Annotated in this window: 20 protein-coding genes; 8 read left to right on the forward strand and 12 right to left on the reverse strand. The window is 69.5% G+C overall.

Going from position 1 to position 19706, the window contains the following annotated elements; translation table 11 throughout:
• Positions 1-342: 342 nt before the first annotated feature.
• On the forward strand, positions 343-927 hold the full coding sequence (locus AB0M70_RS30620) for a response regulator transcription factor (protein WP_365824906.1): 585 nt from the start codon (positions 343-345) through the stop codon (positions 925-927).
• Between the two features lie 128 nt (positions 928-1055).
• Here the strand turns inward: AB0M70_RS30620 and AB0M70_RS30625 are convergent, their stop codons facing one another.
• Complete coding sequence (locus AB0M70_RS30625; RefSeq protein ID WP_365824908.1) at positions 1056-1481, reverse strand: SH3 domain-containing protein; 426 nt, start codon at positions 1479-1481, stop codon at positions 1056-1058.
• Between the two features lie 644 nt (positions 1482-2125).
• Between AB0M70_RS30625 and AB0M70_RS30630 the strand changes: the two genes are divergently transcribed.
• Positions 2126-2386 (forward strand): hypothetical protein, encoded by a 261-nt coding sequence (locus AB0M70_RS30630; protein WP_365824910.1) that lies wholly within the window; start codon positions 2126-2128, stop codon positions 2384-2386.
• A 250-nt stretch (positions 2387-2636) separates the two neighbouring features.
• Here the strand turns inward: AB0M70_RS30630 and AB0M70_RS30635 are convergent, their stop codons facing one another.
• The 5 genes from AB0M70_RS30635 to AB0M70_RS30655 form a co-directional block, all read right to left on the reverse strand.
• Positions 2637-3062, reverse strand: a complete 426-nt coding sequence (locus AB0M70_RS30635; RefSeq protein ID WP_365824912.1) for a hypothetical protein — start codon at positions 3060-3062, stop codon at positions 2637-2639.
• Between the two features lie 203 nt (positions 3063-3265).
• Complete coding sequence (locus AB0M70_RS30640; protein ID WP_365824914.1) at positions 3266-3946, reverse strand: hypothetical protein; 681 nt, start codon at positions 3944-3946, stop codon at positions 3266-3268.
• A gap of 103 nt (positions 3947-4049) precedes the next feature.
• Positions 4050-4625: a GNAT family protein gene (locus tag AB0M70_RS30645; protein ID WP_365824916.1), complete on the reverse strand. Its 576-nt coding sequence runs from the start codon at positions 4623-4625 to the stop codon at positions 4050-4052.
• Positions 4626-4724: 99 nt separating this feature from the next.
• Positions 4725-5270, reverse strand: coding sequence for a pyridoxamine 5'-phosphate oxidase family protein (locus tag AB0M70_RS30650; protein WP_365824919.1), 546 nt, complete (start codon positions 5268-5270; stop codon positions 4725-4727).
• Between the two features lie 187 nt (positions 5271-5457).
• Positions 5458-6042: a hypothetical protein gene (locus AB0M70_RS30655; RefSeq protein WP_365824921.1), complete on the reverse strand. Its 585-nt coding sequence runs from the start codon at positions 6040-6042 to the stop codon at positions 5458-5460.
• Positions 6043-6344: 302 nt separating this feature from the next.
• Between AB0M70_RS30655 and AB0M70_RS30660 the strand changes: the two genes are divergently transcribed.
• Entirely contained in the window at positions 6345-8126 is a 1782-nt protein-coding gene (locus AB0M70_RS30660) for a histidinol-phosphate transaminase (RefSeq protein ID WP_365824923.1), read from the forward strand.
• Entirely contained in the window at positions 8123-8926 is an 804-nt protein-coding gene (locus tag AB0M70_RS30665; protein WP_365824925.1) for a phosphatidate cytidylyltransferase, read from the forward strand. Before AB0M70_RS30660 ends, AB0M70_RS30665 begins: the two co-directional genes overlap by 4 nt.
• A 46-nt stretch (positions 8927-8972) precedes the next feature.
• Here the strand turns inward: AB0M70_RS30665 and AB0M70_RS30670 are convergent, their stop codons facing one another.
• A complete protein-coding gene (locus AB0M70_RS30670) occupies positions 8973-9920 on the reverse strand; it encodes a LysR family transcriptional regulator (protein WP_365824927.1) in 948 nt (315 codons plus the stop codon).
• A gap of 119 nt (positions 9921-10039) precedes the next feature.
• Here AB0M70_RS30670 and pcaD point away from each other — a divergent pair, with 119 nt between their 5' ends.
• Entirely contained in the window at positions 10040-10843 is an 804-nt protein-coding gene (gene pcaD, locus AB0M70_RS30675) for a 3-oxoadipate enol-lactonase (RefSeq protein ID WP_365824930.1), read from the forward strand.
• A 44-nt stretch (positions 10844-10887) separates the two neighbouring features.
• Here pcaD and AB0M70_RS30680 read toward each other — a convergent pair whose 3' ends face one another.
• Positions 10888-11229, reverse strand: a complete 342-nt coding sequence (locus AB0M70_RS30680) for a putative quinol monooxygenase (RefSeq protein WP_365824932.1) — start codon at positions 11227-11229, stop codon at positions 10888-10890.
• Between the two features lie 158 nt (positions 11230-11387).
• On the opposite strand from AB0M70_RS30680, the gene AB0M70_RS30685 reads away from it, so the two are divergent.
• The gene (locus AB0M70_RS30685) at positions 11388-11705 is read left to right on the forward strand and encodes a helix-turn-helix domain-containing protein (protein WP_365824934.1); all 318 of its coding nucleotides are present in this window, start codon (positions 11388-11390) and stop codon (positions 11703-11705) included.
• A gap of 44 nt (positions 11706-11749) precedes the next feature.
• Here the strand turns inward: AB0M70_RS30685 and AB0M70_RS30690 are convergent, their stop codons facing one another.
• From AB0M70_RS30690 to AB0M70_RS30700, 3 genes are all read right to left on the reverse strand, one after another.
• On the reverse strand, positions 11750-12967 hold the full coding sequence (locus AB0M70_RS30690) for a lytic transglycosylase domain-containing protein (RefSeq protein ID WP_365824936.1): 1218 nt from the start codon (positions 12965-12967) through the stop codon (positions 11750-11752).
• Positions 12968-12992: 25 nt separating this feature from the next.
• Complete coding sequence (locus AB0M70_RS30695; protein WP_365824938.1) at positions 12993-14249, reverse strand: lipase family protein; 1257 nt, start codon at positions 14247-14249, stop codon at positions 12993-12995.
• 111 nt (positions 14250-14360) lie between these two features.
• Positions 14361-15572: a glycosyltransferase gene (locus AB0M70_RS30700; protein ID WP_365824941.1), complete on the reverse strand. Its 1212-nt coding sequence runs from the start codon at positions 15570-15572 to the stop codon at positions 14361-14363.
• Positions 15573-16240: 668 nt separating this feature from the next.
• On the opposite strand from AB0M70_RS30700, the gene AB0M70_RS30705 reads away from it, so the two are divergent.
• Together AB0M70_RS30705 and AB0M70_RS30710 are read left to right on the forward strand one after the other, a co-directional pair.
• The gene (locus tag AB0M70_RS30705; protein WP_365824943.1) at positions 16241-17401 is read left to right on the forward strand and encodes a DUF6801 domain-containing protein; all 1161 of its coding nucleotides are present in this window, start codon (positions 16241-16243) and stop codon (positions 17399-17401) included.
• A gap of 105 nt (positions 17402-17506) precedes the next feature.
• Positions 17507-18565, forward strand: coding sequence for a DUF916 domain-containing protein (locus AB0M70_RS30710; RefSeq protein WP_365824945.1), 1059 nt, complete (start codon positions 17507-17509; stop codon positions 18563-18565).
• Between the two features lie 152 nt (positions 18566-18717).
• On the opposite strand, the gene AB0M70_RS30715 is transcribed toward AB0M70_RS30710, so the two are convergent.
• Entirely contained in the window at positions 18718-19701 is a 984-nt protein-coding gene (locus tag AB0M70_RS30715) for a DUF6801 domain-containing protein (RefSeq protein ID WP_365824947.1), read from the reverse strand.
• Positions 19702-19706 lie beyond the last annotated feature (5 nt).

Genomic DNA, 19706 nt, shown 5'->3' on the forward strand with positions numbered 1-19706 from the left:
GGTGCGTACATCCGGTTGCGGACTCACGCATTGGCGGAACGCGTACCGCCCAAGACCGCCGAGGCAAGATCCGCATCAGACGTTCAGTGACCACGGATCGCGCGAGGTGGGGACTTCCTTCGGCGGAAGGCCCCACCTTTCGCGTACGGGGAACCGGGCCAGAGGGCATGCGGGATTCCGCCTACTGCCCGGCAGCGGCTCGGCCAGTCAGGTCCTTGACCGGGAGCCTGCCCGTGGGCAGGTAGACCGTGACGCCCCTGTCCGCGCAGGAGTTGCTGCCGTGGACGATGTGCCCCTCCCCCGGCGACGGTGACCATCCGAGAGCCGCGCAGGGCCCGGTGCATGCCCCGGGCGGTGGCCAGGGGCGTCGGTGCTGTGCCGGACGGTTTCGAGCGTCGCAACGGGATCAAGGCGACCCGGCAACTCCTCAGCGGAACGGCGGACGCGGCGAGTTCGGCGGACCCCGCCCATGCGGTAGGCCCGGGTACTGCGGGCCAACCGTCCAAGGTCGTGGTGATCACCACCTGCGAGAACGACGACTACGTCACCGCCGCGCTCAGCGCGGGAACCAGCGGTTTCGTGCTCAAGCGGCTTCCCGTCTGGCAGATCGCGGAGGCGGTACGGATGGTGGCGGCCGGAGAGACGATCCTCTTCCCCTCGGCACTGCGCCGGATGGTCACGGCCCGCCCGCTGGGCTCCATCGAGGCATTGCCGAAGGCGGCACTGACGGTGCGGGAGGAGGCAGTGCCGCGCGCGATGGCCACCGGCCTGTCCAACCCGGAGATCGCCGCATCGTTCTCGGTGAGCCTGGAGACGGTCAAGACACACGTGGGGAACGTGCTGACCCGGCTCAGTGCGCAGAACCGCACCCACGCGGTGGTGATCGCGTACGAGTCCGGTCCGGTGGTGCCGGGGGTCACGGGCTGATGCGCAACATGTCGTGTAAGCAGCCATGGGATCAGCGCCTCGGGCGCCAACCCTTCACAGCACCGGCCGCCGCACCCGTGCGGCGGCCGGACACTGCAAGCCTGTACCGAGGCCCAAGAGCCTTGAGCCTACTTACAGTTGGGTACGGCGCCCTGCGCCTTGACGTAGCGAGCGGTGACCCATCCCTTGGGCATGTTGACCCGGTACCAGGCTCGGTTTCCGCCGACCGGCTGACCGGCCTTCTTGCAGATCAAGTTGATGGTCTGCCGGTAGCGGTAGGCCCCGACCGCAGTGGAGTTGGAGGTGGGCTGCCGACGCACGAACACTCCGGCCTTCGAGGTGACGATTCCCTTGACGACCTTTGAGTTGGGCGCCGCAGGAACCGTGAACTTGCCTCTCGCCACCCACTTGCCGCAGCCGACGCCCGCCACCACGACCTGGTGAGCACCAGGCACAGCATTCGCCTTCACCGCGGCGCGGCCCGTGTACATCAGCGGCTTGGTCTTCTTCGCCAGCACCACCGGCTTGGCGAACGCGTCGGACCTCGCCTGCACCGAACGACACGTCTTAGGAACGCCCACGACCTTCACCGTGACCGCAGCCCTCTGCTGGACCGAGGCCGGAGTGACCGTGACCCTCGGCTCCGCTCGCGAAGCATCAGACGCCGACGCCGGCGCGACACCAGTGAACGCCACGGAGGCAAGAGCCACCACCGCACACCCGCTCATAGCACTACGAACCATGACTTCGCTTCTCCTTGGTGACGCGCCGGGCTCCTTGAAGGAACCCGAACTTCTGCGCTGTGCGGGAAACATAGAACTGACACCAGGAATACGAAGCGACCCCTCGCCCGACACGCGTCTCATCACCACAATGCAGGAACGCGTCAGCGACAGCCGGACCTGTCCGCCAGGGGGCGTGCGGATACGGATACTGCGTGAGCTGGCAGCAGTCGCCTCGGCGCTCTCACGCCCCGCCCATCTGGGCCGACCACACCCCGATCAACAGCCGGACGCGGGAGGCGGCTCCTATCAGAGCCGAGAAACCAGATCAGCGTCGCGTCCATCTGCCGCGTCCACCATCAGGCCCTCTGTCACCGGTATGGCCCACCAGTTCGGGCGGCACCGTATGCACGGCCCGGACGATTAGCAGCATCCGGCGTATCCCGCCGGGACCCCCGTCAAGAAAGGGAGACGCCATGCGCCGTCTCAGCACCGCCCTGTTGGGAGCCGCCGCAATCGTCGGCATCCTCGCTGTTCCCGCCCACGCAGCCCATGCCCCCGCAGCACCTGCTGCATCCACAGCTGCTCCCACAGACCCCCTGCCCCCGATCAAGATCCCCGAGATCAAGTTGCCCGAGATCAAACTGCCCGAGATCCCCGGCGTTCAGCTGCCCGAGATCAAGCTGCCCCAGATCCCGGGTCTTGTGCTGGCCCCGATCCCCGGGCTCCCCGATTGAACTGCTCAGGTGCAGCCACGTAACGCCGCGTGAAGCTCAAGGCTGAGGTCAGGGGCACAGCGGCCGCTCGGTGCCCCCTACCGGTCACACTCCCGGCGGACCGGCGGAGCGTTTCGAAGCGTAGGGGGCGGCGACTGCACCGGGGGCGAGTAGCCGAGGACGCCCCATCGAGGTGCACAGCCCCGCAGCCACGGTGCTGGCGCTTCACGCGGTTTGCCGCGCGGGCGCGGATACCGACATCCGAGGCGGCTCAGTGCGCCCGCAGCGCGCCCGACCTGCTGAGTGCCCAGACCGCCAGGAGGTCCAGCACCATGACGCTGATCGACCACACGGGATAGTACGGAATGAACAGGAACTGGGTGATCAGGCTGACCGCTCCGAACACCAGGCCGGCGCCGCGGCTCCAGCTCTTTCCGACCAGCACGGCCAGGCCCGCGACGATCAGGGCGAGACCGATCACCAGATGACCCCAGCCCCAGACGGTCAGGTCGAATCGGTACACGTACTGCGACGCGCTGAAGATGTTGTCCCCAGCGATACCCGCGATCCCCATGAGAACGCTCAGTGAGCCGCTCAGTTCCAAGGCCAACCCTGCGAACATGGGCAGCCCGGTCACCACAGCATGGGCTTGTTCTCCCGGCGAACCCTGTAGCCGTCCTGCGCTTGCATCCGACATTGCCATCGGCCTCCTGAGCTGCGGTCACTGGCGTCCAACGCCATGGGACCGTGCCGCTTACCCGATACTCACAGTGTCGTTGCAGCCGCGTGACAGCGCTACTGCAACGCTCTCCGAGACATGGCGCAGCCCTCAGAAAGTCGATGGACTCGCGCACGGTGCCTTGCGGTGAGTCCCGGTCTGGACCCTGGTGCCGTGCCGGGTCAGCGCCGTCCGGGCACGAGGGCAGGCGGTATCAGTTCCTTGTCGGGGTCCGTGTAGTGGTCCGCGGGGCGGTAGGCGCGCTCCTGTGCTCCGTCGGGGAAGCGGGCGCAAGGACTGCTGCCCAGGCCGGTGACCTCCTTGAAATCCGCATGCCAGTGAATCGACAGCCGGTAGTCGTCCTTGTCGGCGATCACGCCGAAGTTCTGCTTGTTGATGGATTCGCTCCAGTCGACGTCCCAGCCCTCTGCCGTCAGATGGCGCTGCAGACGACCGAAGGCGCCCCGCACCCCGGAGTCGTCCTTTATGACCGCGGTCCAGCCATGCTGGATGTTGTAGACCCCGTCGAGAGGATCGTCGTTCATCGCTTCCAGGCCGTCGGGGTAACACTCGCCCGTTGAAGCGGAGTTGCTGGAGTGGTGGTCAGCGGGATCGTTCGGCCCGGACCGAGGCTTCAGCACGGGGCCGAGATTCAGTACACGGTAGGCATCTTGGTTCTGGGCCGCGATACGCCGCAACATTTCCGGCGGCGGTTCTTTGTCGTACCACTCCGGCCAGCCATACATCACCCACCAGGCGCCGGCGCCGAGCAGGGCCACGGGTGTAAGCAGAAGGGCAATCATCCGGTGCCGTCTGCGGCTGGACGCGGACGTGGGCGTGGGCGTGGAAGCGGGTGCAGTCATGGACCTCACCGTAGGCAGCCCCGCGTCGATTCGAATCCGTGCAAGTACTCACATCGTCCCTGCGTACCCGGGTAGTAGATGCCTGTCTGCGGGGAAGCTCATCTCACTTCGGCGGGACTCTGGTGGCGGGTGGTGGGGTGGCTGCGAGGGCTTCTGCGGTGATGGCCCAGCGCTCGTGATCTCGCCATTCCCCGTTGATCAGCTGGAAAGCGGGCGAGTAGCCCTCGGCCTGGAACCCGAGGCGCTTGACCAGGTTGAGGGAGGAGACGTTGTCGGGCTGGATGTTCGCTTCCAGTCGGTGCAGTTGCAGTTGGTCGAAGGCGTGTTGGAGGACAAGTTTGAGGCCCTCGGTCATGTAGCCCCGGCCGGTCGTGGAGGCGTATGCGGTGTAGCCAAGAGTGCCGCTCTGGAGTGCGCCCCTGACGATGTTGTTGATGTTGACTCCGCCGACGATTGCGCCCGTGTTGCGTCGGCAGATCACGAACCCTTCGTGAGTGGGCTGCTCAAACCGTGCAAGATGGCTGTCGAATGCCTCTGGGGACTGTTCGCGCGTTCCCAGCCAAGGTTGCTGCATGTCGGCGCTGGCCCTCGTCAGCGCGGCGACCTCTTCGTAGTCGTTGCGCACGATGTGCCGAATGGCCACCCGAGGCCCTTGCAGGAGGTAGCTGCATATGGTCATCCGCGGATCTTAGACAGACGTCCTGCTTGACCGGCCAGTTCGCAGCCTCTTGCGCGTGCGCCGCTGGGTCAAGCGGCGGCTCCCTTTTACGCAGATCCGCTAAAAGCTGTAGCGGGTGTGGCTGAACACCTGGCCGTCGTGCCCGAAGCCGAACGCCGTGCCCGGCGCCACCGCATACAGCAGGTCCTCGCCCTTGCGGATGCCGTCGCCGAAGCCGAAGAAGACCCCGTCCGGCGATGTGATGTGGCTTCCGTACTGCGACTCGAAAGCGCCGATGACCTCGTCCTGTCGCGAAGGATCCGTCACCCGCTCCGCCGTTCCCTCGATCACGATGTCGAGTCCTTCGGAGAGTGAGTTGTGCCCTGTGGTCAGTGCGCAGTGGGCGTCGCCGGCCAGGTTCTTCGCCTTCTGTTCGCCGCGCCCGGTACTGAAGTGCAGCGCCCCGTCGTACCAGGCGGCGATCAGGGGCGTGACGTGCAACCGGCCGTCCGGCCGGATCGTGGTGATCCAGAAGATCTCGGCCGCCTCCAGCCTGCGCTGGACCTCGGCCCAATCGGTGGCCGTGACGTGCCCCGCGCCCGGGCGCGGGTTGAGCGCGGAGCTGTATCGGGCGTCAAGCTCGGTCTTGGGCTGCTTCTGCGTCATGCGGAGCTCTTTTCCTTCTTCTCGCGGCGAAGGCACGCACGTCGTGAAAAAGACTACGCATCCTGTCCTGGCTGCGCTCGGCTCAGGTTCTGTGTCGACCTGAACACTCACCAGCCCTGTCAGGAGGCGGCTGGCCCTGAGGCGTGCTGGGGAGTTGAGAGCCACGGTGCAGGCTTCCGGACGGCCCTCAGCCGAAGATGTCCAGGACGTCCGGCCAGGAGCCGTCGGCGGCGGGGCGGGCACGCATCGGCACCGGGTCCGGGTAGGTCTCGGCAGCTGCCCTCGCACGGACGATGTCCGGCCCGCCGCACGCTGCGACCGCGAAGGCACCGAAAATCTTGGCGAAGGCGACCGGGTCGCGAAACTCCACACCAAACGCCCGGCCGTCCCGCAGCGGCACCCAGACCACCCGGTCCCACCGTGCCCATTCCAGCACCGGCTGCTCGTCCGCGGTCGATCGCCCCTCCAGCCACAGTCGCGCCACGTGCAGCAGGTTCACTTCCTCCATCGGCAACCGCTTGCGCCGCACCCGCAGTTCACGGGTCGTCAGTTCGACCCGCTGGTCCTTCTTCGGGTGCCAGACGACGCCGATCCCGAACGGCACCCACAGCAGGATGCCGATCATCGGCCACACCAGTGCGTCGCCCCACGACCGGAGCAGCCCGCCGTCCAGCAGGTACAGGGCCCCGAAGACCACAACCCATTTCGCCGTCATCCGCCAGAACCCGGTGCCCTGCCGGTACAGGACGCGCCGCTTCTCCGTCATCACCATGGCCGCACGCTATCCGCCGTGCCCGTGGGCACCGCAGGCGCCTGCCGGCTCGACCGGGGCGTGCGGCGCCGCCGCCCACAGCGAGACAGCTCTCTCGGCGGAAGGCAACTTCCCCGTAGTTGCCGCACCACCTCGGCAACTACTCACGTACTCAAGTACGCGTACTCATGTGAGGCCGCATGGCGCCCCCGAAGATGTGCTCATGGCGCGTACGCCGGCAGGCCTGGCATCCCGTCGTCGTCCTGCCTGTTTGTTGGCCCTCGTTCCCCAAGAGGGCTCCCCCTTTGCCGAAAGAGACATGCATGAGTCGCGACCTGCACATACGAGCTGCCACTCCCGAGGACCTGGACTGGATCCACGAGTTGAGGCACCGCGTGTACGCCCAGGAGCTCGGTCAGCACACGTCACGACCGGACCACCGGTTGTACGACGCACTGGACGGTGACAACGTCTACCTCGTCGCGGCCCGGGGGCCGGTCCGCATCGGCTTCGTCAGCCTGACCCCACCGTGGCTGGGCCGCTACGGCCTCGACAAGTACCTCACCCGCGACGAACTGCCGCTGTTGTCCGAGGGGGGACTCTTCGAGATACGCATCCTCACCGTGGAGCCGCGCTGGCGCAGCACCGTGGTGGCACCGCTTCTGATGTATGCGGCCCTGCGCTGGATCGCCTCCCGGGGAGGCCGCACGGTGGTGGCGATGGGCCGCACCGAACTGCTCGCCATGTACCTGGCGGTCGGCCTGCGGCCCGTCGGACACACCGTCCGCAGCGGTGCGGCGACCTTCGAAGTGCTGACGGGCGAGGTGACCGAGCTGACGCGGGTGGCCACCGCCCGGTATGGCACCGTCCTGGAGCGGCTCGGTTCCATGGTGGACTGGCAGTTGGACATGGATTGGGCGCCCGGACCGGACGGCTGCGAGCACGGCGGCGCATCCTTCACCGCGATCGGAACCGACTTTCGCACCTTGCACCGGCGCCATGAGGTCGTCGCTGCCGACGTGTTGGACGCCTGGTTCTCGCCTGCTCCCGGGGCACGTGCGGCGCTCACGGAAGACCCGGCCTGGTCCGCCAGAACCTCGCCTCCCACCGGCGCCGATGGCCTGCTGTCGGAACTCGCGAAGGCCCGGGGGCTACCGCTGGAGACGCTGGTGGCCGGGGCCGGGTCGTCAGACCTGATCTTCCGGGCGTTCGGCCGGTGGCTGACTCCGGAGAGCAGGGTGCTGCTGCTGGACCCGGGGTACGGCGAATACGCCCATGTCACCGAGCGCGTGATCGGGTGCCACGTGGACCGCTTCCGGCTGTACCGGAAGGACACGTGGCACATCGACTTCGCCCGCCTGGCCTCCGTCGTCGGAGCGGGTCGCTATGACCTGGTGGTCGTGGTCAACCCGAACAACCCGACCGGACGCCACGCATCCGCCGCCGAACTGCGCACCCTGATCGCGGCCGCCCCGGCCGCGACCCGTTGGTGGATCGACGAGGCCTACCTCGGCTACGTGGACCTGGCGGAGTCGCTCGCCCCCCTGGCCGCGGTGGACCCCCGGGTCGTGGTCTGCACCTCCCTGTCCAAGATGTACGCGCTGTCGGGGATGCGTGCCGCCTTCCTGGTGGCCGAACCCGCCACCGCGGCCCTGCTGCGCCGGTGGACGCCGCCCTGGGCGGTGAGCCTTCCCGCACAACTCGCCGCCGTGGCCGCCCTGCGCGACCCCGGGCACTACCGCTCCTGCTGGCTCCGCACCCACACCCTGCGCCGACAACTGGCCGCCGACCTCGCCGCGGTGGCCGAGACCGCCACGGTCGAAGAGGGCGTGGCGAACTTCCTCAACATCACCCTGCCGCACGACGGACCGAGCGCTGCCCGCCTGGTGCGCGAGTGCCGCCGGCACGACGTCTATCTGCGCGACCTGTCACCCCTCTCACCCCAGTACGAAGGGCGCACCGTACGCGTCGCGGTCAGGGACGCGACGGAGAACGCGCGCATCGTTGCGGCGTACGCAGCCGCGCTGGAAACGCTGCGTCCCGGCTCGCTCACGCGGCACTCCCCCAGGCCTCCGGCTGACGTCACCGCCGGCCACGCCCGGTGACCGGCGTCGCCTCCCTCGCGCCCTTCCTCGGCGGGGCCCTGGCACTTGGGGGGATCGGCGCGGCACTTTCCGGGCGCCGCGAGCTGCTGGTCCGTTGGTGCTGCTGGGCGGTCGGAGTGCCCCTGGTCGTCGGAGCGTTCTGGTGGGGCGACCCGGGAGTGACGGCTCTCGCGCTCGTGGTCGGGGTGGTCGCGACGCTGGAGTTCGGCGCTTTGATGGGTCTGCCCCGTCCGGACAGAGCGGTACTGGCCGCAGCTGTCTCCGGGGTGGTGCTGACCTCTTGGCTGGCCCCCGGACACGAGGTGCGGGCGGTGGCGGTCGGCGCGCTGGCCCTCGCCGCGGTCCCGCTGCTGGCCGGTGACTCCGCCCACGGGCTGCGCAGGCTCGGGGCCGGCCTGCTCGGGCTGGTCTGGCTGGGTGTGCTGGCCGGCCTGGCGCCGCTCGGCGTGAGCGCGCTCGTCCTGTTCATCGCAGTCTCGGTGGGCGACATCGTGGCGTACTTCGCCGGTCAACGGCTGGGCGGGCCACGGCTGTCGCCGCTCTCCCCGGCCAAGCGGTGGAGCGGAACTCTCGCTGGTGCGACTGCCGCCCTCGGTGTCCTTGCCGCGCTGTCCGCGTTGAGCCTGCCGATGGCGGTCGCGGTGGCGGTCGGCGCCCCGGCGGGGGACCTCATCGAATCCATGGTCAAGCGAGGAGCGCAGGCGAAGGACTCCGCGCACTGGCTGGCCGGCTCCGGCGGCCTGCTCGACCGCATCGACTCACTCCTGCTCGCCCTGGCCGTCGTTCTCCTCCTGCGCTGATCCGGACGTCACGGCGCAGGAGCCCCCTGGTGAGCCGCCAGCGAAGTCACCCGTCGGAATCCGGTTCCTTCTGCGGCGCGGGTATGCGGCCCAGCTCCGGCTGCAGGACCGGCGCATGGTGGGCCAGGAAGTCCCACAGCCGGTCGGCGACCGGCCCGTGCGGCCGGTCGCGGCGGCGCGCTGCCGAGAGGTCCTCGACCACACCGGGGAAGTGTTGTCCGGCGATGGAAAGCAGCCGTCCGTCGCGCAACTCCTGCTCGATCATGAACAGCGGCACGTGGCCCCACGCCATGCCGTGCAAAATCAGCTCCTTCTTCATGCGGTGATCGGGCACGGAGCTCTGGGGTGCGCCGTCGACCAGGAAATGGCCCTGGTCGAGCGGTTGCCGCGCAGAATCCCGCACCACGCACTGGGTGAAGGCCTGCATGCGCTGCGGCGTGATGTCACTGTCCGGGGGGAAGGGCAGGAAGCCGGGTGCCACGACGGGAACCAGCGCGACGCGGCCGAGGTCGATCCACTCCATCCGCACATCGCTCTTGGGAACGCGGTGCACGATGAGGTCGGCTTCGTCCTCCAGCAGCCGCTCCCAGGGGCCGGTGACCGTCTCGTACTGCAGGTGCAGTCGTGTTTGCGGGCATTGCGCGAAGAAAGTGCTGAGCATCCCCAGCACCGGCGGCGGTGGGCACAAATCCCCCAGCACCACGCGCAGTTCGGCCTCCTCCCCCATCGCGAGTTGCGCGGCGTAGGTCCGCAGTTCCTCGGCCTCGTGCAGCAAGTAGCGCACCTTGCGGTGGAAGGCGTGCCCCGCATCGGTGAGCTGCACCCGGTAGCCCGAGCGATCCAGCAGGGCCAGGCCCAGCCGGCGCTCCAACTTGGCCACTGCCGCGAACACCGAAGGGTGCGAGCGGTGCAGCCGCTCGGCGGCGGCCTGGAAGCCGCCGTCGAGCACTACGGCGTTGAAGCACTGCAGCTCGTGGAGCGTGAAGTCCGTCATTGTCCAGACAACCTACAAGGTCCGTCCGATCTTTGTAATGGAACTCTGCAACAGGCGTTCATAGGCTCAGCACATAGCCACTGACACCGGATCCCTGATCCCTGATTACTGGAGCTGACATGACTCTCGTGGGTACTGCCATCACCACCGGCGACGGTGTCCGCATCGCCTACCGCTTCGACGGCGCCGAGGACAAGCCGGTGCTGCTGCTCTCCAACTCCATCGGCACCGACCTGCACATGTGGGACGGGCAGGTGGCGGCACTCAGCGAGCACTTCCGGCTGCTGCGCTACGACGCGCGCGGTCACGGCACCTCCGGAGTCCCCGACGGTCCGTACTCCCTGGACCGGCTGGGGCGCGACGTGGTGGAACTGCTCGATGCCCTGGGCCTGCAGCGGGTGCACGTGCTGGGCCTGTCTCTGGGCGGCATCGTCGCGCAGTGGCTGGGGATCCACGTTCCCCAGCGCGTGGAGCGCCTGGTGCTCTCCAACACCGCCGCCCACCTCGGCCCGCCCAGTCAGTGGGACGAGCCCATCGCCCAACTGCTCCAGGCCCCCGACATGCAGGCCACCGCGGAAGGGTTCCTGCACAACTGGTTCCCGGCGCACATGCTGCACGGCGACAACGAGGTCGTCGAGGGCTTCCGCCGCACCCTGCTCGCGACGCGGCGCGAGGGCGTGGCCGGGAGCTGGGCCGCGGTGCGCGACTACGACCTGCGCCGCACCGCCGCGCTCATCCCCAACCCGACACTGGTCATCGCGGGTGAGCACGACACCGTCACCTCCGCCGACCACGGCAAGGAACTCGCCTCGATCATCCCCGGCGCCCGGCTCACCGTCCTGCCCACCGTGCACCTGGCCAACATCGAGGGCCAGGAACAGTTCCTGGACACCGTGATCGCCTTCCTCACCGAACAGTCGTGATCGCAGGCGCCGTCCTGACGCCGAGTGCGCCCGTGCTCCTCGACTTATGCCTTCTGGACCGTCCCGACTCCGACCTCAGCGGACCGGTAGGGGCTGTGCATGGTGAGAAACCGGATCTCGAGGTCGGACGCCAAGTAGTCCATGCGCTTCTCCCAGAAGGCCCGCATGTGCGGGAGGGCCAGGTGTGCGTCGAGGTCGCCCTGCGAGCGCCAGGCCTCGTAGAAGACGAAGACGCCGGGCTCGTCGCGATCCTCGTGGAAGTGGTACTCGAGGCAGCCGGGCTCCTGTCGCGTCGGCTCGACGAACGAGAGCAGGCGCTCTTTCAGCTCGGCGGCGCGTTCGGGCTTGGGGCGGGCGATGCCGACAAGGGTGAACGGCTGGTCCATCAAAGGTCTCTCCTCGGTAGATGTCTCGGAGGCGTCTGGCGCAGCAGATACCTCGGCAGGCCGGGAGGTAAGGTGAATCTCATACCTCCCGGGCCCGCCAGACGCTAGCGAGTCGAGAGGTACGATGCAAGCCGTACCTAGAGGAGCGAGGTGTCCGCATGCCCGACGACGAGGGCCACCCGGCCATCGAGGAGATGAAGCTCGGCCCGGTGCTCGCCGCACTGGCGGACCCGTTGCGCCGCCGTGTGGTGCGCGAGTTGGCGTCCGCACCGGACGGCACGGCACGCACCTGCAGCTCCTTCGAACTACCGGTCTCCAAAGCGACCCTCACACATCACTTCCGCGCCCTGCGCGAAGCCGGGTTGATCCAGCAGGTCTCGCGGGGCAACAGCCGCATGGCCAGCCTGCGCCGTGCCGACATCGAGCAGCGATTCCCCGGACTCCTCGACATCGTGGCGTCCGAACCGACGGATTGAGCAGCCCGCAGGTTCCGTGCCTCCGGCCGCTTTCGACGCAGGAACTACAGGGTGCAGGCGTCCGGGGGCCTTGAGTCGGTCGGCGAGGGCGATGCTGTCGGTGAGGGGGACGGCGAAGGCGTAGAGGGGTTCGAGGGCGTCGGGGTGGTGGAGGGGGACGGTTCGCGCGTCGGGGTCGGGTCTTCGGAGGGGGTCGGGGAGGGGCACTCCGGGGTGGTGGGGCCCGGGTTTGTGGGGGTGGGAGTGGTTGGTCTGGGGCGTGGGCCCGGGGCGGTGGGGCGTGGGCCGGGGCGGGTGGGGCCCGGTGAGGCGGAGTCGCCGGGGCGGGGGTTCCTTGGATTTGTGGGCTGGGGGCCGATGACCAAGCCGCCTCCGCCGGCCGGCCGGGTGGCGGGGGTCTTGCCGCCCGGGCCGGGGCTGGTCGGCAGTGGGCCCCGGCCGTCGGGGATCTCGTGGGTGCCACGGCGGTAGAACTCCAGCCAGGACAGAACCGTGCGCAGGTAGGCGGATGAGTGGTTGTAGCTGAGGATCGCTCGGTGCAGGTCCGCCTGGAGGGTGAGATCGCGGTCGCCGGCGCACAGGTAGCGGCCGGCGGCGAGCGCCGCGTCGTGGATGTTGTTGGGGTCGGCGCGGCCGTCGTCGTTGCCGTCGGCGCCCCAGCGGGCCCAGGTGGAGGGGATGAACTGCATCGGGCCCACCGCACGGTCGTAGGTGCTGTCGCCGTCGTACCTGCCGCCGTCCGTGTCGGAGATCCGGGCGAATCCGCTGCCGTTGAGGACGGGGCCGAGGATCGGGGTGAGTGTCGTGCCGTCCGCGTCGACCCGCCCGCCGCGAGCCTGCCCGGACTCCACCTTGCCGATGGCCGCGAGCAGTTGCCAGGGCAGGCGGCAGCCGGGGTCGGTGTCTGCGAGAGCGTCCTCGGCGCGGCGATAGGCGGTGAGGACCGTGGCCGGGATGCCGGACTGGGTGCGCACCTCGGGCGTCTCGTTCTCGCCTGCGCCGCCCGGTGTGCCTTTGCTGCCGCGCAGGGGCGGAAGTTCGGTGTGGTAGGCGTCGGCCGAGGGGCCCGCGGGCGGGAGCCACCCGCCGTTTTCGCCGGTGGCGCCGTCCGGGGCAGCGCCGCGGCGGGGCGTGGCCGGTGCGCCGCCCGGCGCGCCCGACGCGGTGAGTCCGGCCACGGCAACAGCCGCGACGACGGTGCCGGCCATGCCCCGGCGCATGCGGCCGCTGCCTTTTTTGCGGTGCCTGTTGCTCGTTGCCATGACTCACCTCTCGACGTTGCGGCGTTCAGCAGTTGGGGGTGGCGGGCCGGTTCGCGAAGCGGTCGGCGAGATACGTCATGGCCTCGGCGTTCGCCGCCTGGATCGGCCAGAGGTGGTCGGCCACGGGCGGATGGCCCGTGGTGTCGTACGTCTTCCAGGTCAGCGGCACGCCCTGCGCGCAGTACTGCTGGTGCAGGGCGTCGGCCTGGTTCGGTTCGACGAGGGCGTCCTGGGTCGCGTGGTACTGGAGCACCGGCACCTTGATCTTCGGGCTACTGCCGAGGGTGTTCTCCGTGTAGCGGGCGACCCAGGGCGCGTCGACGAGCGGGCTGCGGGTGACGTACGCGGACAGCGGCTTGTTGCCGTACTTGTTGATCATCTCCAGGGCGCAGCCGCCCGTTTCGAGGTCGGCGATCATGGCGCGGCCCGCGTCGTTGAGCACGTCGGTGAACTTGAGCTCGGGATAGGCGTTATTGAGGCCGATCAGGGCGTAGAAGAGGAACCCGGAGCCGGGGCGGCCGTTGAGGGGCAGGGCCACCTCCATCAGGCTGGCGGGGACGCCGCCCGCGACGATGCCCTTGAGCTTGAGCTCGGGCGCGTAGTCGGGCTGGAACTCGCCCGCCCACAGGGCGGCGCCGCCGCCCTGGGAGTAGCCGCGGAAGGCGACCGACGCGTCGGCGGAGAGTCCGCTCGCGGGCAGTCGCTGGGCTGCGCGGACCGCGTCGATGAGGGCGGGGCCCAGGGACTTGCCGACCATGTAGGTCGTCTTCGGTCCGGGCCGGTAGCCCTCGTAGTCGGGGACGGCGACCGCGTAACCCGCCTTGAGCATGGCGTTGATGACCCACTGCTCGTACAGGGCGCCCTTGGCGATCATCCGGGACGGGGTGCAGCGGAAGGCGGGCCCCTGGGTGCCGGGCCCCCAGCCGACGATGGGCCGCGAGGCGGGCGTGCCGCCCTTGGGCACCATGACGGTGGCGGTCACCGCGTGCGGCTTGCCGAGCGCGTCGGTGGAGCGGTACATCACCTGCCAGGTGTCGGCCAGGGCGCGCGGCGTCGGGGTGCCGGGCTCGACCTTGCGGGAGCGGATGACGTCGCCGGGCTTGCCCTCGGGCAGGGAAGCGGGCGGTACGTAGAAGTCGTCGGGCGGCAGCGGCGCGGCCTCGCTCGCGGGAGCGTGGCGGGGCCGGCTGCCCGCCGCGCCTGGAAAGAGCGTGCAGGCCGCGAGGATCAGGGCGAGGACGGCGGCGAGCCGTCCTGCCCGGCGGGATATCCGTGTCGGCATGTCAGTTCCTCTGGAGCCGGTGGCGTGTGGTGGCGGCTGGTGGCTGGTGGCTGGTGGAATGGGGTCGTTCTGGCGGCCGGTTGCACGGGTTGGTCCCGGGGGTGCGCTCGGCTAGATCTGCAGTCCCTGCCGTGGGTTCTCTTGTTCCGCGATGGCGAGTTCTTCGAGATGTGCCGCCGCGGTGGAGGCCCCGCCCGCCTCGCGGAAGGAGCGGCTGACGCGGCGAGCGGCGGCGGTGTAGTGGGGTTGACCGAGCACGGCGTCCAGGGCGGATCCCACGGCCTTGGCGTCGGTCCGGCCATATCGCACCCGCACGCCCGCGCCCACGGCGGTGACCTGGGCGGCGATGACGGGCTGGTCGTAGCGGACCGGCGCCACCACCAGGGGGACGCCGTGCCACAGCGCCTCGGTGACGGTGCGGTGCCCTGCGTGACAGACGAGGGCGTCCGTGCGGGCCAGCAGGGCGCGTTGGGGTACCGAGGGGCAGATCAGGAGATTGCCGTCGTCGCGCGGTGGGCCCAGGACCCCGTCGGGGTCGACGACCACGGCCCGCAGGGTGCGTGATCTGGCGCGTATGCCGTCGACGCACTGGGCGAGGAAGTGGGCGCCCACCGTGGTGTCGGCGGTGTCGAGGCAGACCAGGACCAGCGCCCGGTCGTCGTTGCCCTCGATCCACCCCCAGGGGAAGTCGGCACCAGCGGGGTGCGGGTCGGGCATCTGGCCGAGAGCGGGGCCGACGCAGCGCACCGGGCCGCGGTTCGGCGCGTGCGGGCCGGTGAGTTCGCTGGTGGAGAAGACGAGCGTGAGCGTGGGTGAGAACCGCGGGTCGTAGCGGGCCGAGGGATCGCCCAGGCGCAGCCGGAGGCCGTCGAGGAGGTCGGTGAGCCACTGATCGAAGGGCGGGGTGGCGCCGGGGCCGCGCGACAGTTCGGCGGGGGAGGTCGAGGAGGTGACGTAGGGGACGCCGAGTCGTTCGGCGACCAGGGCGCCCGCGATGGTCTGCTGGTCGACGACGAGCAGGTCGGGCCCGAACTCCAGGACGGCGGCGGTTACTCCGGGCGCCATGGCGTACGCGAGCGGGGCGAAGAAGTCCTCCCACAGGAGCTTCAGGGCAGCCTCGCCGCGCAGGTCGCGGGGTCGGTCGGGACCGGGCGTGCCCGCGCAGGGGAAGACGGGGTCACCGGCGGCCACCCTGCCTGTCAGGGCGGCGGGTCGGCCGGCCCAGGCCACCTCGTGCCCCCGAAGGGCGAGTTCGGCGGCGACCGCCGATGCCGGGTCGATGTGGTCGGCGAGCGGCGGCACCACGAAGAGGAAACGGCTCATCGGGCATCGCCGCCGCGCAACGGCCGTGTTCCGGCGCGGGTGCGCAGGCCGGTGGGGGCGTACCCCGCAATGCCCAGGGCCGGTTGGGCATTGCGGGTGTCGATGAACCCGGCGCTCCGGTGTTCGTGCGCGTCGGTGACGGCGGGGGCCGGCTGCCCCGGAACCGTGTCCGGGATTGCCTCACAAGAGAGCATCAGAACTCCGACCGCTCGGCGACACGGACACCAGCACAAGTGCGGGCACAGGTGCGGGCACGGGCCATTACGTTGAATTGACAATCGAGCCGAAAGCGGAAGCTAGTCGCGCGTCGAGAAGCTGGTCAAGAGCCATTTCGCCGCGTGCGCAACATCTGTTGCGGGGTGAGTAAAGAGAGGGGATGAGTTGTCACCCGGGCTCATTCAGGCTCACGCAGGGAAGTTGGCATCGGCGTACGACTTCGGATTGCTCACTGCTCATCCAAGGATGAAGGAACCGTCAAAAACAAGCAGCCCCATTCTCCTGGTAATTGACACCTTGACCGCCCAACTACCCGTCAGTAGTTTACCGATCCGAAACAGGACCGTATCTGGCGAAGATAACGACATGTACGGCCATTCTTCCTTCATCCGTTCTGCTCGTTCACGCAGTACGAGAGGCAGCTCATGAGAGCTCATCGAAAAAGAGCCGGGGTGCGCGGCGCCCTGGCAGCGGTCGCGACCGCAGGGCTGGTCACCGGCCTGATCACCGTCACCGGAGGTACCGCCTCAGCCGTTCCGCTGAAGCTGAATCAGAAGTACACCTGTAAGTTCCCGATCATCAACAACGATCCGATCGAAGTTGAGATCACCGCCGACATGCCCACCACCATGAATGTCGGCGAGACAGTCCCCGAGTACGACATCAAGGCCGTCACCAAGGTCAGCGCCCGCGCCGCGCAAGGCCTGGGCGTCATGGGCGCGGTGACCCTGGAGGGCAAGGCCACCGCCGACGTCAACGTGGCCCTGCCCGGCGGCACCGGCAACCTCCCCATCAAGGTCGTCAACACCGTCGCCAAGACCAACATCCCCAACCCCGCGGCGGCATTCACCGTCGACGCCACCGGTAAGTCGCCCGGCTCCCTGCTGACCTGGGCCGACCCCGGTACCGCCAAGTTCGACGTCACGGGTCTCAAGCTGCACAACATGATCGCCCGCGACGCGGCGGGCAATGCCGTCCAACTCCCGCCGTTCGGCGATGAGTTCGAGACGGCCTGCACGCTCGACGCGGGGCAGCCGACGCTCCTGCACACGATGGAGATCAAGGGCGGCAGCACCGACCCCGGCCCTGACCCGGACCCAGGCCCTGACCCGGATCCCGGACCTGACCCGGACCCGGGCACGGACCCCTCGACGGGCAAGCAGAACGTGAACACCAAGGTGACCCCCAAGCAGGGCGGCGGTCAGCTCACCATGGCCCAGGCGGGCGACACCGTCGCGCTGTCCCCGGTCCAGGAGGGCGCGGGCGGCAGCTCGACCGGCGACCTGCAGAAGGTGACCGTCAAGGACGCCCGTAACGGCGCCACCGGCTGGTCGCTCACCGGGAAGGTCACCGACTTCACGGGCGGCGCCGGAACCATCGGCGCGGACAAGCTCGGCTGGACGCCGTCCTGTGAGACGGCGGCCGGATCGGCAAGCACCTGTGTGCCGGGCACTCAGGGCACGGTCGGCGGGACGGGCGCCACGCTCGCGAGCGCGCCCGACGCGGCGCAGACCGGCGGCGAGTTCACGGTTGGCGCGGGCCTCGCGCTCGACGTTCCGGCGACCGCGGCCGCCGGTGACTACGCGGCCGTGCTCACGCTGACGCTGACCTGATCCAGCGCTCCGCCTGGTGGACCGGCCGTCGTGCGACGGCCGGTCCACCTCTTCGGCGTTCCACCGCCCGCTCAACTTTTCGCATCTCATCGCTCTGGGGGCCGCATGCACCTCGTTCGTACGCAGCTCATGCATCGCAGATACGCCGCCGTGCTCATCGCCGCCCTGGCCCTGGCGCTGGGCCTGCTCACCGCGAGCCCGCCGCCGGACGCGTTCGCCGCCGACAACGGCCGCTGGTCCGTCTACCCCGCCGACAAGACCGACAAAGAGGGCCGGGAAGGCAAGGAAGGCACGAACGGCGAGGCCGGCAAGAAGGGGGGCAAGGACCAGGCCCACCGGGCGTACTTCCGGATGAAGGCGGACCCGGGGCGCACCGTGCGCGACAAGGTCACCGTGTCCAATCTCGCCAAGGAACCGGTGACCTTCCTGCTCTACGCCGCCGACGCGTACAACACCCCGCGCGACGGCGGCTTCGCGGTGCGCGAGCCCACCGAGAAGCAACGCTCCGTCGGGGTGTGGACGCGCCTGAAGCGCTCCGAGGTCACGGTTCCGGCGGGTGGCAGGACCACCGTCCCCTTCAGCGTCGCCATTCCCCGTTCCGCGTCGCCCGGCGACCATCCCGGAGCCGTCGTCGCCCTGGACAAGCGCGTCGCCCGCGCCAAGGGCACCGGCGTCGGCATCCGGCAGGCGGTCGGCGCCCGCATCTACCTGCAGGTCAACGGCGAGCGGTCGCCCGGCCTGACGGTCCAGGACGTCCGCTTCGACTACGAGGTTCCGCTGGTGCCTGGCCTCGGCAAGGACGCCACCGTCACGTACACGCTCGTCAACAGCGGCAATGTGCAGCTCGAGCCGAGGGTCGACCTCAAGGCGAAGGGACTGTTCGGCCGGACGTCCTTCGACAGCGCGGGCAACAAGCTGCCGGCGGAGCTGATGCCGGGCCAGCGGGTGCGGATCACCCAGAAGTGGGCCGCGCCGCCTCCGCTGGACTGGGGCAACGTCGAGCTGACCGCCAGCGACGAGGGCGGTGAGCTGGTGGAAAGCGGCAGCACCGCCTACCGCACGGTGAACTGGGGCGTCCTCGTGACGCTGGCTCTGGTGGTGCTCTTCCTGGTGGTCGGGGTGGTGGTGCGACGCCGCAGGACCCGCTCCACCGCACAGCCGTGACCCGTACGGGACCTTCCACCGTGCGCCCTCCCTCGTACGGCATGATCGCGGGCCCGGAGCGCCGTCGCTGCTCCGGGCCCGCTCTGTGCGCTGCCGTACGCCGGGAGCCTCCTGGATCGCAGGGTGCCCAAGAGTGCCGTACGGCAGCAGTCTCAGGTGGTCTGCTCGTCCCTCCTGATGCGCCGGGGCAGGTAGTGGAAGGCCGCGATGCCGGCGGCGCTGAGACCTCCTGCCGCCGCGAGCATCAGGCCGACGCCGGACATGCCGGTCCCCGCGAGTTCGCCCGAGCCTCCGGTCACCTGAGTGCCCAGCTGGGTGCCGGAAGATCCGGAGCCGCCGCTCGATCCGGTGCCGCCCGAGGTGCCGGAGTCGCCGTTCGCGGTGCCGCCGGTCGTGGTGCCGGGGTCGGTCGGGTCCGTGGGATCAGCGGGATCGGTGGGCGGGTCCGTCGGAGGATCGGTGGGCGGGTCCGTCGGTGGGTCTGTGGGCGGATCGGTGGGGTCCGTACCGCCGTCGCCGGTGATCGTCATGGTGTGCAGGAGCGTCTTCTGACCGGCGTCGAGCGTGCACTCCGCCGTGAACTCGTCGCCGTTGGGCGGGAGCGGCACGGGCTTGCCCGTCGCGTCCCTGGCGATCATGTTGTGCAGCTTCAGGCCCTTCACGTCGAAGGCGGCATTGCCTGCCGAGCCCCAGGTGAGCAGTCCTCCGGGTGACTTGCCCGTCGCCGTCACGTCGAAGGGCGCGGCGGGGTCGGGGATGTCGGCCTTGGCGACCGTGTTGACGACCTTGATGGGCAGCGTGCCGTCACTGCCGGGCTGGGTGACGACCACGTCGGCGGTGGCCTTGCCCTCCAGCGTGACCGCGCCGAGCACCCCAAGGCCCTGCGCGGCGCGCGCGCTGACCTTCGTGACGGCCTTGATGTCGTACTCCGGGACCGTCTCGCCGACTTTCATCGTGGCGGGCATGTCCGTGGTGATCGCGGCTTCGATGCCGTCATTGCCGATGATCGGGAACTTGCAGGTGTACTTCTGCGTGAGCGACACCGGCTCGGCCGATGCGCTGCCACCCCCGGCAGTCAGTGCGATCACCAACCCGGCGACCCCGGTGAGGGCCGAGCCGCGTGCCAGCCTCGCCATCACTT

The organism is Streptomyces sp. NPDC051214 (assembly GCF_040682375.1).
In the GTDB taxonomy this organism is placed as follows: domain Bacteria; phylum Actinomycetota; class Actinomycetes; order Streptomycetales; family Streptomycetaceae; genus Streptomyces.

Bases quoted from the DNA above. Each gene is read 5' to 3' on its own strand.
- AB0M70_RS30620 (WP_365824906.1), top strand. From the start codon at position 343: ATGCCCCGGGCGGTGGCCAGGGGCGTCGGTGCTGTGCCGGACGGTTTC.
- AB0M70_RS30630 (WP_365824910.1), top strand. From the start codon at position 2,126: ATGCGCCGTCTCAGCACCGCCCTGTTGGGAGCCGCCGCAATCGTCGGC.
- AB0M70_RS30635 (WP_365824912.1), bottom strand. From the start codon at position 3,062: ATGTCGGATGCAAGCGCAGGACGGCTACAGGGTTCGCCGGGAGAACAA.
- AB0M70_RS30640 (WP_365824914.1), bottom strand. From the start codon at position 3,946: ATGACTGCACCCGCTTCCACGCCCACGCCCACGTCCGCGTCCAGCCGC.
- AB0M70_RS30645 (WP_365824916.1), bottom strand. From the start codon at position 4,625: ATGACCATATGCAGCTACCTCCTGCAAGGGCCTCGGGTGGCCATTCGG.
- AB0M70_RS30650 (WP_365824919.1), bottom strand. From the start codon at position 5,270: ATGACGCAGAAGCAGCCCAAGACCGAGCTTGACGCCCGATACAGCTCC.
- AB0M70_RS30655 (WP_365824921.1), bottom strand. From the start codon at position 6,042: ATGGTGATGACGGAGAAGCGGCGCGTCCTGTACCGGCAGGGCACCGGG.
- AB0M70_RS30660 (WP_365824923.1), top strand. From the start codon at position 6,345: ATGAGTCGCGACCTGCACATACGAGCTGCCACTCCCGAGGACCTGGAC.
- AB0M70_RS30670 (WP_365824927.1), bottom strand. From the start codon at position 9,920: ATGACGGACTTCACGCTCCACGAGCTGCAGTGCTTCAACGCCGTAGTG.
- pcaD (WP_365824930.1), top strand. From the start codon at position 10,040: ATGACTCTCGTGGGTACTGCCATCACCACCGGCGACGGTGTCCGCATC.
- AB0M70_RS30680 (WP_365824932.1), bottom strand. From the start codon at position 11,229: ATGGACCAGCCGTTCACCCTTGTCGGCATCGCCCGCCCCAAGCCCGAA.
- AB0M70_RS30685 (WP_365824934.1), top strand. From the start codon at position 11,388: ATGCCCGACGACGAGGGCCACCCGGCCATCGAGGAGATGAAGCTCGGC.
- AB0M70_RS30690 (WP_365824936.1), bottom strand. From the start codon at position 12,967: ATGGCAACGAGCAACAGGCACCGCAAAAAAGGCAGCGGCCGCATGCGC.
- AB0M70_RS30695 (WP_365824938.1), bottom strand. From the start codon at position 14,249: ATGCCGACACGGATATCCCGCCGGGCAGGACGGCTCGCCGCCGTCCTC.
- AB0M70_RS30700 (WP_365824941.1), bottom strand. From the start codon at position 15,572: ATGAGCCGTTTCCTCTTCGTGGTGCCGCCGCTCGCCGACCACATCGAC.
- AB0M70_RS30710 (WP_365824945.1), top strand. From the start codon at position 17,507: ATGCACCTCGTTCGTACGCAGCTCATGCATCGCAGATACGCCGCCGTG.
- AB0M70_RS30715 (WP_365824947.1), bottom strand. From the start codon at position 19,701: ATGGCGAGGCTGGCACGCGGCTCGGCCCTCACCGGGGTCGCCGGGTTG.